Annotated in this window: 14 protein-coding genes; 6 read left to right on the top strand and 8 right to left on the bottom strand. The window is 70.9% G+C overall.

What is annotated here, in order from left to right; translation table 11 throughout:
- Positions 1–6: 6 nt before the first annotated feature.
- Complete coding sequence (locus tag ACVTJA_RS51045) at positions 7–519, bottom strand: carboxymuconolactone decarboxylase family protein (protein WP_465832020.1); 513 nt, start codon at positions 517–519, stop codon at positions 7–9.
- Positions 520–635: 116 nt separating this feature from the next.
- A complete protein-coding gene (locus tag ACVTJA_RS51040) occupies positions 636–1,433 on the bottom strand; it encodes an ABC transporter ATP-binding protein (RefSeq protein ID WP_465832018.1) in 798 nt (265 codons plus the stop codon).
- Positions 1,434–1,674: 241 nt separating this feature from the next.
- Here ACVTJA_RS51040 and ACVTJA_RS51035 point away from each other — a divergent pair, with 241 nt between their 5' ends.
- Positions 1,675–2,688 carry an ABC transporter ATP-binding protein gene (locus tag ACVTJA_RS51035; RefSeq protein WP_465832016.1) on the top strand — a complete coding sequence of 338 codons (1,014 nt, stop codon included), beginning with the start codon at positions 1,675–1,677 and terminating at the stop codon, positions 2,686–2,688.
- An 8-nt stretch (positions 2,689–2,696) separates the two neighbouring features.
- Here the strand turns inward: ACVTJA_RS51035 and ACVTJA_RS51030 are convergent, their stop codons facing one another.
- Positions 2,697–3,203, bottom strand: a complete 507-nt coding sequence (locus ACVTJA_RS51030; protein WP_465832014.1) for an aminoacyl-tRNA deacylase — start codon at positions 3,201–3,203, stop codon at positions 2,697–2,699.
- Between the two features lie 18 nt (positions 3,204–3,221).
- Entirely contained in the window at positions 3,222–3,419 is a 198-nt protein-coding gene (locus tag ACVTJA_RS51025) for a hypothetical protein (protein ID WP_465832012.1), read from the bottom strand.
- 294 nt (positions 3,420–3,713) lie between these two features.
- Here ACVTJA_RS51025 and ACVTJA_RS51020 point away from each other — a divergent pair, with 294 nt between their 5' ends.
- From ACVTJA_RS51020 to ACVTJA_RS51005, 4 genes are all read left to right on the top strand, one after another.
- Entirely contained in the window at positions 3,714–4,043 is a 330-nt protein-coding gene (locus ACVTJA_RS51020) for a DUF2171 domain-containing protein (RefSeq protein WP_465832010.1), read from the top strand.
- A gap of 161 nt (positions 4,044–4,204) precedes the next feature.
- Entirely contained in the window at positions 4,205–5,455 is a 1,251-nt protein-coding gene (locus ACVTJA_RS51015; protein WP_465832009.1) for a Kelch repeat-containing protein, read from the top strand.
- Between the two features lie 48 nt (positions 5,456–5,503).
- Positions 5,504–5,869 carry a hypothetical protein gene (locus ACVTJA_RS51010; RefSeq protein WP_465832007.1) on the top strand — a complete coding sequence of 122 codons (366 nt, stop codon included), beginning with the start codon at positions 5,504–5,506 and terminating at the stop codon, positions 5,867–5,869.
- Positions 5,870–5,917: 48 nt separating this feature from the next.
- The gene (locus ACVTJA_RS51005) at positions 5,918–7,324 is read left to right on the top strand and encodes a M24 family metallopeptidase (protein WP_465832006.1); all 1,407 of its coding nucleotides are present in this window, start codon (positions 5,918–5,920) and stop codon (positions 7,322–7,324) included.
- Between the two features lie 60 nt (positions 7,325–7,384).
- Here ACVTJA_RS51005 and ACVTJA_RS51000 read toward each other — a convergent pair whose 3' ends face one another.
- Both ACVTJA_RS51000 and ACVTJA_RS50995 read right to left on the bottom strand, forming a co-directional pair.
- Positions 7,385–8,542: a cytochrome-c peroxidase gene (locus ACVTJA_RS51000; protein WP_465840722.1), complete on the bottom strand. Its 1,158-nt coding sequence runs from the start codon at positions 8,540–8,542 to the stop codon at positions 7,385–7,387.
- Between the two features lie 141 nt (positions 8,543–8,683).
- Entirely contained in the window at positions 8,684–9,091 is a 408-nt protein-coding gene (locus ACVTJA_RS50995) for a hypothetical protein (protein WP_465832005.1), read from the bottom strand.
- Between the two features lie 433 nt (positions 9,092–9,524).
- On the opposite strand from ACVTJA_RS50995, the gene ACVTJA_RS50990 reads away from it, so the two are divergent.
- Positions 9,525–9,983 (top strand): DUF2267 domain-containing protein, encoded by a 459-nt coding sequence (locus tag ACVTJA_RS50990; RefSeq protein WP_465832004.1) that lies wholly within the window; start codon positions 9,525–9,527, stop codon positions 9,981–9,983.
- A gap of 147 nt (positions 9,984–10,130) precedes the next feature.
- Here ACVTJA_RS50990 and ACVTJA_RS50985 read toward each other — a convergent pair whose 3' ends face one another.
- Together ACVTJA_RS50985 and ACVTJA_RS50980 are read right to left on the bottom strand one after the other, a co-directional pair.
- Positions 10,131–10,796, bottom strand: a complete 666-nt coding sequence (locus tag ACVTJA_RS50985) for a hypothetical protein (protein WP_465832003.1) — start codon at positions 10,794–10,796, stop codon at positions 10,131–10,133.
- Between the two features lie 152 nt (positions 10,797–10,948).
- On the bottom strand, positions 10,949–12,685 hold the full coding sequence (locus ACVTJA_RS50980) for a S8 family serine peptidase (RefSeq protein ID WP_465832002.1): 1,737 nt from the start codon (positions 12,683–12,685) through the stop codon (positions 10,949–10,951).
- Positions 12,686–12,841 lie beyond the last annotated feature (156 nt).

The following is a 12,841-nucleotide window of genomic DNA, read 5'->3' as shown; positions in this document are numbered from 1 at the left end:
CCGCGCTCAGTGTCCTGCCTTCGCGAGCCGGTTGAGGTAGTTGCCGAAGCTGGTGGCCACCACGGCGGCGAGTGCCTCGACCAACTCGCCGTCGCTCCACCCATGCGCGCGCACCGCGGTCAGCTCGTCATCCGTCACGTCTCCCCGGCGCGCGGCGACCTGGAGCGCGAACTGGAGCAGCGCCTCGGTGCGCGCGTCCGGCGCCCGTCCGGCCAGGGCCGCTTCGAGCTCCGCCTCCGACAGCCCCGCCGCCCGGCCGAGCCCGAGGTGGTGCTCCACGCAGTACCCGCAGTCCTGGGCCCTGCTCACCGCGAGGGCGAGCTGCTCGCGGACTCGCGCCGGGAGCTGCCCGCCTTCGAGTGTCGCATGGAGGCCGAAGAAGGCCTTCATCGCCACGGGGGCATTGGCCAGCGCCCGCACCGGCGGCGGCACGGCGCCGAGGCGGTTCTGCACGCCCTGGAGGGCGGCGCGCTGCTCGGGGGACGCGGTGGACGAATCGACGAGGTGCAAGCGGGACATGGAGGCTCCGGGAGCCGCGGTCATCGCGGCTTCTCCCTCTCAAGGTCTCCAGCCCCTTTTCGCGTTACACCCGCGTGTTCGAATTCTTCAGGCCCGGCGACGTCGCCCTGCGCTGACTACCGTCCGGTCGCCGCGCCCTTGCCCTCGCGGCGCTTCAGCCAGTTCTTGATGAAGGCCTTCACCTCGGGGTGCTGCGACTTGCGGAACTCGTCCGGCGGGCCGTACTCGACGATTTGCCCCTCGTGCATGAGGGCCAGCGCGTCCGCCATGCCGAAGGCGGAGGCCACGTCCGGCGTAATCACCAGCGACGTGGCTCCGAGCTGCTGCTTGCCGGTGAAGATGATTTCATTCACCGCGGCGGTGGTGAGCGGGTCGAGACCGGCGGTGGGGTCGTCGTAGAGGAGGATTTTCGGCTGGAGGATGGTGGCGCGCGCGAAGCCGACGCGCTTCTGCATGCCGCCGGAGAGCTCGCCGGGGAAGCGCGTGACGGCGTGGGACAGGCCCACCTTGGCCAGCGTGCGGTCCACCGTCTCCTTGATTTCCGCCTCGGACATCTTCGTGCGCTCGCGCAGCGGAAAGGCCACGTTGTCGTAGACGTTGAGCGAGTCGAAGAGGGCGTTGGCCTGGAAGAGGATGCCCTGCTGGCGGCGCATGTTGTCGAGCGCCTTCTCGTCCATCTTCGCCAGGTCCTGGCCCTCCACCAGCACCGCGCCCCGGTCCGGCATGAGCAGGCCCATGATGTGCTTCATCAGCACCGTCTTGCCCGAGCCGGACACGCCCATCAGCACACAGGTGGTGCCCTCGGGGACGACGAGGCTCACGCCTCGCAGCGCCTCCGTGCTGCCGAAGGACTTGTAGATGTTCCGGACCTCGATGGCCAGCTTGCGCGCCGGCTCGCTGCTCGTGTCGCTCATCGCCCTGGCAACATAGTGCGCACCGGCCTGCTTCCGCTGCCTCAATCCCGCCTGCCTGTTCCGCGGGGGAGTCCCGTACTCCGGGTGCGCGGGATGTCCGCGGGTGCACGGCGGCGTGACGGAGTGCTTGCCGGGCCCGCGGTACAGGGGGCGATGCTCCGGCCCATGTGGAACGCGTTCAGACGGAGTGACGCGCGCCAGGCCCGGGCCGTGGGTGCCGGCGCCGGGGAGGCATAGTCGCGTGGCCACGGTGTCGCTGGAGGACGTGCGCAAGGTCTACCGGGGCGGAGTGGCCGCGGTGAAGGGCGTGACGTTGGACATCGCGGACGGTGAGTTCATCTCGCTGGTGGGCCCGTCCGGCTGCGGGAAGTCCACGACGCTGAACCTGATTGCCGGGCTGGAGGAGTTGTCGGGCGGGACGCTGCGCATCGACGGCGCGGTGGTGAATGGGATGTCGCCGCGCGAGCGGGACATCGCGATGGTGTTCCAGAGCTACGCGCTCTATCCGCACATGGACGTGGCCAGGAATCTGGCCTTCCCGCTGGAGGTGGCGGGGATGTCGCGGGCGGACATCGACGCGAGGGTGCGCGAGGTGGCGTCGGTGCTGGGCCTGGAAGCGCTGCTGTCTCGGCGGCCGAAGGAGCTGTCCGGAGGGCAGCGGCAGCGCGTGGCATTGGGACGGGCGCTGGTGCGCAGGCCGAAGGTGTTCCTGTTCGACGAGCCCCTGTCCAATCTGGACGCGGCGCTGCGCACGCAGATGCGGGGGGAAATCAAGAAGCTGCACGAGCAACTCAAGGCGACGTTCATCTACGTCACGCACGACCAGGCCGAGGCGATGACGCTGTCGGACCGGGTGGTGGTGATGAGCCAGGGCGAGGTGCAGCAGGTGGCGCCGCCAAGGGAGCTGTACGACGCGCCGGCGAACCTCTTCGTGGCGGGGTTCTTCGGCTCGCCGCGCATCAACCTGGTGAAGCCGCGCACGCTGGGGAGGCCGGATGTGAATGTGGTGCTGGGGTTGAGACCCGAGCACCTGGAGGTGGGGCAGGGCCCGGCGCCCGAGGGAGCGCTGGAGGGCCGCGTGTACCTGGTGGAGCCGATGGGCGCGGAGAGCTGGGTGACGGTGGAGGTGGCCGGAGAGCGCATGGTGGCGCGCGCGCCCGGAGACTTCCGCGCGAGCACCGGTGCTCCCGTGTGGCTGCGCTACGACGTGGCGAAGCTGCGGCGGTTCGACGCGGAGTCTGGCCGGGCGGTGTGAGCGCTGCGCTATGCGTGGAGCTCCGTCGGCGCGTACGAGAGCTCCCCCGGACGCTCCCTGGCGATGGGGCCGAGCAGCGGCTCCTCCAGCAGCAGGAAGTCCTCGAAGCGCAGCTCGATGGCCTCCGTGTGCGAGCCCGCTCGGAACCACAGGCGCTCCGCGTGGCGCAGGTGCCTGTCCACCACCACGGGCAGGCCGTAGAGCTGGCCGAAGGGGGGCTCGGCGCCCGGCTCGCAGCCGGGGAAGAGGTCGACGAACTCTGACTCGTCCGCGAGCCGCAGCCTGCGCACGCCGAGCATCTCCGCGACGCGGCCCAGGTCCAGGGTGTCCGGCGCGCTCGTCACGCAGAGCCACAGTCGCTCCGACGCGTGGACGATGACGGTCTTCGCCACCTGGAAGCCCGTGACGTGCAGCGACGCCGCGAGCGCCTGTGCGCTGATGGCTCGCAGGTGCGGCCTCCGCTCGAAGGGGACGTGGTAGCGCTGGAGATACGCGATGATGGAGTCCGGAATCATGCGAGCTCCCTCGCCGACTCAGGCGTAGACCTGGTTTCCTTCGAGCGACATCTCGAGCCGCCGGGTGAGCTGTTCCATCCGGTCGTACCGCTCGCGCAGCATGTCGCGATACGCGCGCTGGTCGGCATGGGCAATCTCGTCCAGGAGCACGCGCAGCGCCGAGTCCAACGCCTGCTTCAGCTCGCGAGCTTCCACCGCGGACAGTTCCAACAGCATGAAGCACCTCCTGCGGCGAACGTTAGGCACCGACGCCGGTGCTGGCCCCGCGCGCCCGCTCGGGCCGCCCAGGGCCCGTCTCCCGGCCGCCGCGCTTCTCTCCGTCTCCGCGTCCCGGTGGTGGAGGGCTCCTCCCCCTGCCGTGGCGCGCACCCGGGGGCGCTTACGCCGAGCCGCGAGGACGAGCGCTCCTCCGGCCGCCTCCCGCCATGGTGCCGTCCGCCGCGCGAGCCCTCACTGTTCTTCTCAGGCGGGCCCGGATGGTCCGGGTGCCACGAGCACGAGGAGGCCCAGATGGTTCAGTTCGGGGAGGTGCGCGAGGGGATGGTGGTGCGGACCGCGGACGGGCGCGTGGTGGGGCGTGTGACGGGCGTGGGAGACGTCCACTTCGAGCTGGAGCCACCGGGAGTCATCCAGCTTCCGCGGCGCGACTACCTGGTGGAGTACAGCGACGTGGACTTCATCCGCGACGACGACGTGTACCTCGCGAACGCGGACCATCCGCTGCTCACGCTGGAGGTGGACGATGACGGAGGCGCCCTTCCGCCGCGCCACAGCCGGGGCATGGATGCCGAGCCGGTGAACGCACCTGTCGATTGGGGTGAGGAACCCGTCCGCCACTGACTGATGCGCCGCGCCAGAGGCCCTGACGCGTACTCCCGCTTTGCCCGGGTTCCGACCCGCGGGGCGGTGTAAGCGTCGGGAATCATTCAGGTGGGATAGCCCGGAAATGTCAGACCGTCAGGCTACACGAGCCCTTCTCGACCAGCCATCCGGGTGGGCTCATGCGACGGTTTTCCACATCCTTCATCACCGTGGCGCTCTTCGCGCTGGTGTTCTCGTGCAGCTCCGGCCCGCGCGCGGAAGAGGGGCACAGGGACGCGTCCGCGCAGCCGTTGATGCTGTCCACGCCGCGCAAGCTGCTGCCCTTCGTCACGCTGGCGGACGGGCGTGTGCTGGCCGTGGGAGGCCATGACGGCAACCGCACGCTCGCGAGCTGCGAGGTCCTCGAGCCTTCGACGGGCACGTGGCACGTGACGGGTTCCATGCACGTGGCGCGGCGGAACCACGCGGCGGTGCGGCTCGCGGACGGGCGCGTGCTGGTGGCGGGTGGCACGCACGGACAGGCGATGGGCGCGCTCGCGAGCGCCGAGGTGTATGACCCGGCCACCGGTGCGTGGACGGAGACGGCGCCGATGGCCGAGGCGCGCAATGACCCGGCGATGGTGCTGCTGCCGGACGGGCGCGTGCTGGTGGCGGGCGGCACGGACGTGGACCGCAGGCCGCTGCGCTCGGCGGAGCTGTACGACGCGACGACGGGGACGTGGAGCGCGGCGGAGCCGTCCGGCTTCGCGCGCGGCGGTGCGCGCACGGCGGTGTTGCTGGGCAATGGAAAGGTGCTCTTCGCGAGCGGCCTCCAGGCGGAGCTGTACGACGCGGCGACGGGACACTGGGAGAAGGCGGGGCTGGCGGGCGGCGCGGCGGGGACGCACCGGCTGGCGCACACGGTGACGCTGCTGCCGGACGGGCGCGTGCTGGTGGTGGGCGGCACGACGGCGCGCGCGGCGGGCACGGCGGAGGTGTATGCGCCGGACACGGGCGAGTGGAAGCTGGTGGCGTCGCCGGCGGTGCCTCGCGAGCACCACGCGACGGTGGTGACGCCGGACGGCGCGGTGTGGGTGATGGGCGGCGAGCACTCCACGACGGGGGCGCTCGCCTCGGTGGAGCGCTTCGAGCCCGCGACGGGGGCGTGGTCGACCGCGCCCGTGCTGGGGGAGCCGCGCGGGAAGCTGGCCGCGACGGTGCTGCCGGACGGCGCGCTGCTGGTGATGGGAGGCGAGAACGAAGTCGAGGGGATGTTGTCCGTGAGCGAGCGTTACGTGCCGGGTGGGTGCGTGCCGACGGCGTGCTCGGCGCGCGAGGGCATGTGCGGAGCGATGGCGGACGGGTGCGGTGGGGCGCTCGACTGCGGGCCGTGTGGCGCGGAGGTGTGTGGGGCAGGCGAGTGTCGGGCGGAGGGGCCGGGCGTGCCGTGAGCAGTGAGCAGGTGACGGCGCCGCCCCGCCCGGGTGAGATGCGGGGGCATGAAGGCACTCTGGGTGATGGGGGCGCTGCTCGTGGGCTGTGGTGGTTCAGATGAACCGCAAATCAGTTACACCGAATGGGCAGAGCGCACGGCCGCGGCGATGTGCACGTACGCGGAGCGTTGTGACGGGAGCTCGGTACCGCACGCGCAATGCGTGGAGGAAATCCGTGCGGCGTACGCGGGGGTTGAACCGGAGCTGAACGGCGGTGTCTCGGGTGCGAAGACGGGCTGCGTGCAGTGCATGCGCGTCCGCACCGACGAGCTGGAAGCGGCGTTGGCGAGCGACTGTCTGCAGGCGCCCGACGAAGCCCGGGTGAGCGCGGTGTGCGGCGCGGATGACTCCGCGTGTGCGGGCGCGCCGTGACGCACGAAGCGCGGCACACCGCGCCTGCACGTGACAGACTGCGCGCCCATGCGCCTCCGGAACCTGCTCGTCGCACCGCTGCTCGTCTCCTCCGCCTGTGCCACCGCGCCCGCCGTCACTCCGGGTGAGCCGCTGGCCGTCACCGCCACCCGCGCTCCCGTGCCCGAGCGCCCCTTTGGCACCCTGCGCGAGCAGGCCCAGCGCCAGCAGGCCTGGCTCAACGAGCGCATGGAGAAGGCCCTCCCGCAGCTCATGCGTCAGTACGGCATCGAGATGTGGGTCGTCCCCATGCGCGAGTACAACGAGGACCCCGTCTTCACCGCGCTGTCCGCGCCCACCACCTTCGCCGCCCGCCGCCGCACCATCTTCGTCTTCCTCGACCGCGGTCCGGAGAAGGGCGTGGAGCGGCTCGCCCTCGGCGGCGGCTCGCAGGGTGGTGTCTTCACTCCGCGCCGCGCGCAGCGCCAGGTGGACGGCGGCGGCGTCAGCCGTGAGGCCGAGCTCTGGGGCCCCGAGCAGTGGCAGGTCCTCAAGCAGGTCCTCCAGGAGCGCAACCCGAAGGTCATCGGCATCAACGTCTCCCGCACCTTCGCTTTCGCCGACGGCCTCACCCACGGCGAATACGAAGGCATGGCCGAGGCCCTCGGCCCGGATTGGGTGAAGCGCCTCAAGCCCGCCGAAGGCCTCGCCGTGGACCTCATCGCCTGGCGCTCGCCCGACGAGGTCCGCTTCTACGAGGACCAGACGAAGCTCGCCTGGAACATCATCGAGCGCGCCTTCTCCAACGACGTCATCACCCCCGGCGTCACCCGCACGGGCGACGTGGAGTGGTGGATGCGCCAGCGGCTCGCGGACCTCGGCCTGGACACGTGGTTCCACCCGTCCGTGGACGTGCAGCGCCAGGGCGTCACCGAGGAGCAGCTCGGCGATGACCCCGTCATCCAGCGCGGCGACGTGCTCCACTGCGACTTCGGCGTCACCGCGCTCCGGCTGAACACGGACACGCAGCACATGGGCTACGTGCTGCGCGAGGGCGAGAAGGACGTCCCGGAAGGCCTCAAGGCCGCGCTCAAGGCGTCCAACCGCCTCCAGGACATCGTCTTCGAGGAGCTGCGCCCCGGCCGCGCGGGCAACGAAATCCTCCGCGCCGCGCGCGAGCGCATGAAGGCCGAGGGCCTCGACGGCACCGTCTACTCGCACCCCATCGGCCTGCACGGCCACGGCGCGGGGCCCTTCGTCGGACTGTGGGACAGGCAGGAGGGCGTGCCCGGCAACGGCGACCACAAGGTCATCGCCAACCAGTGGTTCTCCATCGAGCTCCAGGCCACCAGCCCCGTGCCCGAGTGGAACGGCCAGCGCGTCCGCTCCGCGCAGGAGGAGGACATCACCATCGACGCGCAAGGGAAGGTGCACTGGGCCTGGCAGCGCCAGACGGCCTTCCACCTCGTGCGCTAGCGAGGCATGGCACCGCGGGGCTCCCTCCCACGAAGCGGGACGGGAGCCCCGGCGCCTTCGTCAGCGCGCCACGCCCGTCATGGACCTCAGCAGCGCCAGCAGCGCCTGCTTCTCCTCGTCCGACAGGTCCAGCTTCACGATGGTGTCCGTCCTGCGGCCCGTGAAGGAGCCGGCCGGGTCTCCGCCCTCGTTGTAGAAGTCGATGACCTTCTCCAGGGTGGCCTGCTCGCCGGTGTGCATGTACGGCGCCGTCAGCGCCACGTTGCGAAGCGACGGCGTGCGGAACGCTCCCTCCATCTCCACCTTGTCCGCCTGCGTCCGCAGCGTCTTCAACCGCCCCGCGTCCGTGCCCGTGGGCGCGTCGCTGTAGGGGCTCGCGGCGTTGAACTCCCAGTCCAGCAGGTTCTCCAGCGCCGCCCACTGTCCACCCGCGCCCGAGCCCGAGTCCTTCAGGCCGATGTTGTGGAACAGGTCATCCGTCAGCGCCGGGCCCTTGTGGCACACCGCGCACTGGCCCTTGCGCACGAAGGTCTTCAGCCCGAGGTACGCCGGGTCGTCCTCCGCCTTCCCTGCCTCCGCCGCCGCGATGAAGCGCTTCACGTCCTCGTCGAAGGGCGCGTCGATGCGCACCAGCGTCCGCTCGTAGGCCGCCAGCACCTTGCCCACGTTGGCCATCAGCGTCGCGCCCGCTTCTTCCTCCGGGAACTTCCCGAAGAGGGCCCGGTATTCGTTCCGGTACTCGGGCGCGGAGAGCCGCGCGGCCACCACCGTCGCGTCCGAGTCCATCTCCACCGGGTTCGTCAGCGGCAGCACGGCCTGGTTCCACAGCCGGTCCGCGCGCCCGTCCCACATGAACCAGCGGTTGTAGGCCGCGTTCAGCACCGTGGGCGGGTTGCGCAGCGTGCGCTGGCCACCGCAGCCCTCGGCCGTCGGCGTGTCCACCGTGCGGCCCTCGCCGCCGTGGCAGCTCTGGCACGACACCGTCCCGCAGCGTGACAGTTTCTCGTCGTGGAAGAGGAGGTTCCCCAGCGTCTCCGCCCGCTCCACGCCGTCCACGCGGTTGGTGCCGTCCTTCGGCGGAGTGTGCGCCTGCGTGTGCAGGCTGCGGAGTTGGTCCAGCTCGTCGAGGTTGGGAAACGCCTCCTCGGAATCACAGGCCAGCCCCAGCCCGCCCAGGGCCAGGGCGAGCGCGGCGGCGCGCAAGCGATACGGGGTCATCACCGGGTCGTCCTTCTTCACGTCCATGGCGGCCCGGTACCACTCGCCACCGCTGGACTCACGAGCCCGGCAGCTTCGCGTCCCCTTCCTCGCGAATCAATCCCCGCGTCCCCCTCCCCCCAAAGGGGACGCGAGCGGTCATCAGGCGCCGCAGCTCAGCGTGAAGTCGCGGTTCGCGGTGCCGTAATCCTTCACCTTCACCGTGGACGGCTCCGGCGTAATCGTCGGCGTGGCGCCGTTCTCGCACTTCAGGCCCGCGTCGGCGGCCAGGCCCACCTGCAGGTCCGTGTCGCTGGGCACGCCAGACACCGTGTACGAGCAGCGGCCGCCACGGCTGGGCTTCAGCATGGCCCGGCCCAGCGAGTTCGCCGGCGTGGCCGACGGCGACACCACCACGTGCAGCTGGTCGCAGGCGCCATCCGCGTTCATGCCGCTCTGCGGCAGGCGCACCACGCCCGCGACGGTGGCGTTACCCGAGCTGCCGCCGCCTCCCGTGGTGGCACAACCGGTAGCGGCAAGGACGAGGGCGGCAACGGCAATCCGATACATGAATGAATCCTCACTTCGTGGGGGAACGAGAAGGCGGCTCGGCCGCGGTACAGGCGACCTACGGCGCGGCCCCCATACAATTGCGTAGGGAATTCATTCCACTGATTTTGTGCCACCTTCGTGGCGCGGGATTTTTTGAATTCTCAAGGAATTCCGACCGCTTCCGGACACTGTGTCCCCCCGGCGAGCACGCGCTGTATCGGTGAATCAGCCGCTTTCATCGCTGCAATCAAAGACAGACATGACACGCCGCGAGATGTCCCGGGAATGGACACACGCGTCCCATTTCCGACAAGGCCCGTGTGCCTGCCCGCAGCACTTGGAGTGCGGGGCCGCTCGCGCGGAGCATGCGGCCGGGACGATGCCCCGCTGCCTGCTGCCAGCCGCTGGAGGCGCCCCCACGGTGAAGACCAGGACAGGAGAGGAGACGCGCATGTCGATGCAGAAGCAGGATCAAACCCAGTCCTGGTCGGGGCTGGGCGTGGGGACGGACCGGAAGTCCTTCCTGGACAAGGTGTCCGCGCAGATTCCGGAGTACGAGGCGGAGCGCGCCGTGGAGGCCGTGTTCTGTGCGTTGTCCGAGCGGCTGTCCGGCGGCCTGGTGCAGCAGTTCCGCGAGCAGCTCTCGCCGGACGTGCGGGAGCTCATGGTCGCCTGCCACCGGCACCGGGGCGACGAGCCGGCCCGCCTGGACCGCGACGACTTCTACCTCATGGTGGCCAACCACCTGAACGCCGAGCCGGAGAACGTGCGGCGCGTCCTCCACGGCGTCTTCGCCGCGCTGCACACGCAGATTCTCGAGGCGGAGGCTCGGAAGATTGAGGGCCAGCTCCCCAAGTGGCTCCAGGGCACGTGGGCCGCGGCGCGGCTGCAGATTGACCGCCCGGCCTGAGCAGCCGTTCCATTCCGAAGCACCCAGGCGAAGCGGGAGGGCCGGTGTCCTCCCGCCCGGCCCTCCCCGGTGTACCGCCCCCGCGAAGCAGAAGCAGGCGCGGGCATCCGGAGGCTCGTCGCGTCCGGGTGCCCGGTGCGCGGGCGCTCAGTAGGTGCCTCCCAGTGACAGCATGCCCATGTAGCGGCCGTCCCCGGCGCCCGGGTCCAACGTGCTGGGGGCGAAGTCCTGGTCGAAGAGGAAGTTGTAGCTCACCCGCGCGTCGGCGGTGATGAGCTTGCCCACCTGGTAGCGCAGGCCGAGCGCGGCCGGAACGTAGCCGCTGGTGTCGTCCTCGAAGCCGAGCGCCCGGCCCCGCACGTCGTCGCGGACGTTGTAGTCGTCGATGCCGATGCCGCTCGCCACGTACGGCTGCAGCCGCGTGTCCGTCATGTTGCCCACGACGAGGGCCTGGCCGCCGTTGCGGACGATGTCCGGGCCGTCGGAGATGCCGCCGCCCCCGGGCCGGTTGAAGTCCACGTCATTGATGCCGCCGCTGTAGCCCACCTCGAAGCCGAGGAAGCCCAGGGGCCGGTAGCCCACCGTGGCGCCGTAGGTGAGGCCCGGGTTGATGTTCGGTGCCAGCTGCCCCGCGTAGCCCTCCGCGCCTCCGCCTACGAGGGCGTAGAGGCCGGTGTCAGCCCGGTTCGTCCGGGTGTCCACCTCCACCGTCTCCATGTTCGGGGGAGGGCTGGGGCGGTAATCTTCCTGGGCTCGCGCCGCGCCTCCCCATAGCGCCGCCGCGCACAACCCGCTCAGCACGAATGCCTTCATCGCTCGGACTCCTTTCTTCGTCCGAAAGGCAACGTGGTTCGCGCGGGAAGCCGCGGCAATTTCGCGGTGCCTGTCCTTCCCACCCCGCGGGACGGGACGGGAAGGCGGGCGGGGCGCCCCCGCCGGGTGAAGGCGCCCTCAGGCGAGCTGCTTCACGGGAGCTTGGAGATTTCGTCCAGCGCCATCTTCGCCTGCACCAGTCCCTTGCCGTAGTAGGCCTTGTCGTAGTCCGAGGCGGGGGGCTTCTGCGCGCTGTCCTCCAGGGCCTTCCTCACCTGGTCCGGCGTGGCGGACGGGCGCGCGCTGAAGAGCAGCGCGGCGATGCCGCTCACGTGCGGCACGGCCATGGACGTGCCGGACATGTACGCGTAGTCCGCCTGCTCCACGTTGATGCGCACCGGGGTGCCGAATCTCCAGTCCAGCACGGTGCCGCCCGCCTGGGTGACGGAGACCGCCGGCACCCACCGGCGGTGCCGGGGCAGCGCGAGGATGTCCGCGCCGCGCTCCACGTCCTCGTTGACGAAGACGACGGCCTTCGCGCCCTGCATCATCACGTTGACCATGGCCCGCTCCACGGGGACGTAGCCGGGGCGCACGAAGGCGATGAAGCCGTTGCAGTCCCGGGCCGCGCACGAGTCCATCGTCTCGGCCCCGCCGCAGTCCACCAGCGCCAGGTTCTCCTGCCCCCAGGGCGCGTACAGCAGCGCGCGCGCCAGCACCGTCGTGGTGCGTCCCTCGGGCTCCACCGTGGCCAGGGCGCCGTGTCCGGTGGGGAAGGTGGAGAGGACCTCCACGCCCGGCGCCACCAGCGCCAGTTCATCTCCACCGGCGGAGAACCGGGCCCGCCGGCCGTTGTCGTCCACCGCGCCCACCGCCAGTACGGACGGGTCCGACGCCGGATAGGACACCACCCTGCCGCCGTCGTTGCCGGACGCCGCCACCACCAGCATCCCGCTGTCGTGCGCGGCCTTGAAGGCCTGCATCGTGGTGAGCGAGGCGTAGCCGCCGCCCAGCGACAGCGAGGCCACCTTCGCGCCTTGGCGCGAGCAGTACTCCAGCGCGTACAGCACGACGCTCATCTGCGTGCTGCCGTTGAGGTCCAGCACGCGGGCGATGATGAGCTCCGCCTCCGGCGCCACGCCGATGAGGCCGCCCGACTTCAGCTCCGGCTTGCCCACGGCGCCCCGGCCCGCCCGCGCGGCGATGATGCCCGCCACGTGCGTGCCATGGCCGGTGCCCCAGTCGTTGGTGGTGCCGTCCCAGGGCTCGTCATCCCCATCCACGAAGTCGCCCTTCGCCACCACCGCGTCCCGCAGCTCCGGGTGCGCCAGGTCCAGTCCGCTGTCGATGACGCACACCCGCACGCCCCGGCCCGTGGGGCGGTCCGCGTCCGGCTGGCCGTCTCCGTTCGCGTCCCACACCTGGTCCGCCTGCACCTGCTTCAGGCTCGCGGTGTACTCGCCCTGCACGTTGCCCGTCACCGCCGCGGACGCGAAGGCCAGCGCCGGCGCCGTCGCCAGTCCCAGCGAGTGCCAGACCTGATCCTCCTCGATGCTCTCCACGCGCGAGTCCCGCGCCAGCGAGTCCCGCTCCTTCTCCGTCAGGCGCGCGGCCACGGCGGGCACGCTGCGGTAGGTGGCCGTCACCCGGCCGCCGAACTGGTGCACCGTGGCGGCGGCGGACACACCGCCCTCCCGGAAGCGGACGATGTAGGGCGAGCGGCCCTCGCTGTCGGGGCCGCCCGGAAGGGCAGTCCTGCTCGGAGGGGCTTCTTCCAGCGCGCCCACCGAGACATTGGGGCATACCCCGCCCTGGGCGTCCCTGTACGACGCGTTCTCCGGAGCGCATGCCGTGAATGCCACGAGCCCGATGAGTCCCCAGCGCTTCATTGAACCGCTCCTTCCATCACCGCCATCCGAGGGTGAGACACCCACACGCCTCCCTGGAGCGGAATGACTCCCGCCCATCGAGCGCGCATGCCTCCAGGGAGTGCATCCCCTCTCGCCTCCGCAATGGTTGCGGGAGGCGGGGGCAACGGGAGGTGT

Source organism: Pyxidicoccus sp. M6, assembly GCF_055568925.1.
The sequence above is the reverse complement of the archived record's forward strand: the minus strand, read 5'-3'. Positions and strand labels throughout refer to the sequence as shown.

Bases quoted from the DNA above. Each gene is read 5' to 3' on its own strand.
- ACVTJA_RS51045 (WP_465832020.1), bottom strand. From the start codon at position 519: ATGTCCCGCTTGCACCTCGTCGATTCGTCCACCGCGTCCCCCGAGCAG.
- ACVTJA_RS51040 (WP_465832018.1), bottom strand. From the start codon at position 1,433: ATGAGCGACACGAGCAGCGAGCCGGCGCGCAAGCTGGCCATCGAGGTC.
- ACVTJA_RS51030 (WP_465832014.1), bottom strand. From the start codon at position 3,203: ATGATTCCGGACTCCATCATCGCGTATCTCCAGCGCTACCACGTCCCC.
- ACVTJA_RS51025 (WP_465832012.1), bottom strand. From the start codon at position 3,419: ATGCTGTTGGAACTGTCCGCGGTGGAAGCTCGCGAGCTGAAGCAGGCG.
- ACVTJA_RS51020 (WP_465832010.1), top strand. From the start codon at position 3,714: ATGGTTCAGTTCGGGGAGGTGCGCGAGGGGATGGTGGTGCGGACCGCG.
- ACVTJA_RS51015 (WP_465832009.1), top strand. From the start codon at position 4,205: ATGCGACGGTTTTCCACATCCTTCATCACCGTGGCGCTCTTCGCGCTG.
- ACVTJA_RS51010 (WP_465832007.1), top strand. From the start codon at position 5,504: ATGAAGGCACTCTGGGTGATGGGGGCGCTGCTCGTGGGCTGTGGTGGT.
- ACVTJA_RS51005 (WP_465832006.1), top strand. From the start codon at position 5,918: ATGCGCCTCCGGAACCTGCTCGTCGCACCGCTGCTCGTCTCCTCCGCC.
- ACVTJA_RS51000 (WP_465840722.1), bottom strand. From the start codon at position 8,542: ATGACCCCGTATCGCTTGCGCGCCGCCGCGCTCGCCCTGGCCCTGGGC.
- ACVTJA_RS50995 (WP_465832005.1), bottom strand. From the start codon at position 9,091: ATGTATCGGATTGCCGTTGCCGCCCTCGTCCTTGCCGCTACCGGTTGT.
- ACVTJA_RS50990 (WP_465832004.1), top strand. From the start codon at position 9,525: ATGTCGATGCAGAAGCAGGATCAAACCCAGTCCTGGTCGGGGCTGGGC.
- ACVTJA_RS50985 (WP_465832003.1), bottom strand. From the start codon at position 10,796: ATGAAGGCATTCGTGCTGAGCGGGTTGTGCGCGGCGGCGCTATGGGGA.
- ACVTJA_RS50980 (WP_465832002.1), bottom strand. From the start codon at position 12,685: ATGAAGCGCTGGGGACTCATCGGGCTCGTGGCATTCACGGCATGCGCT.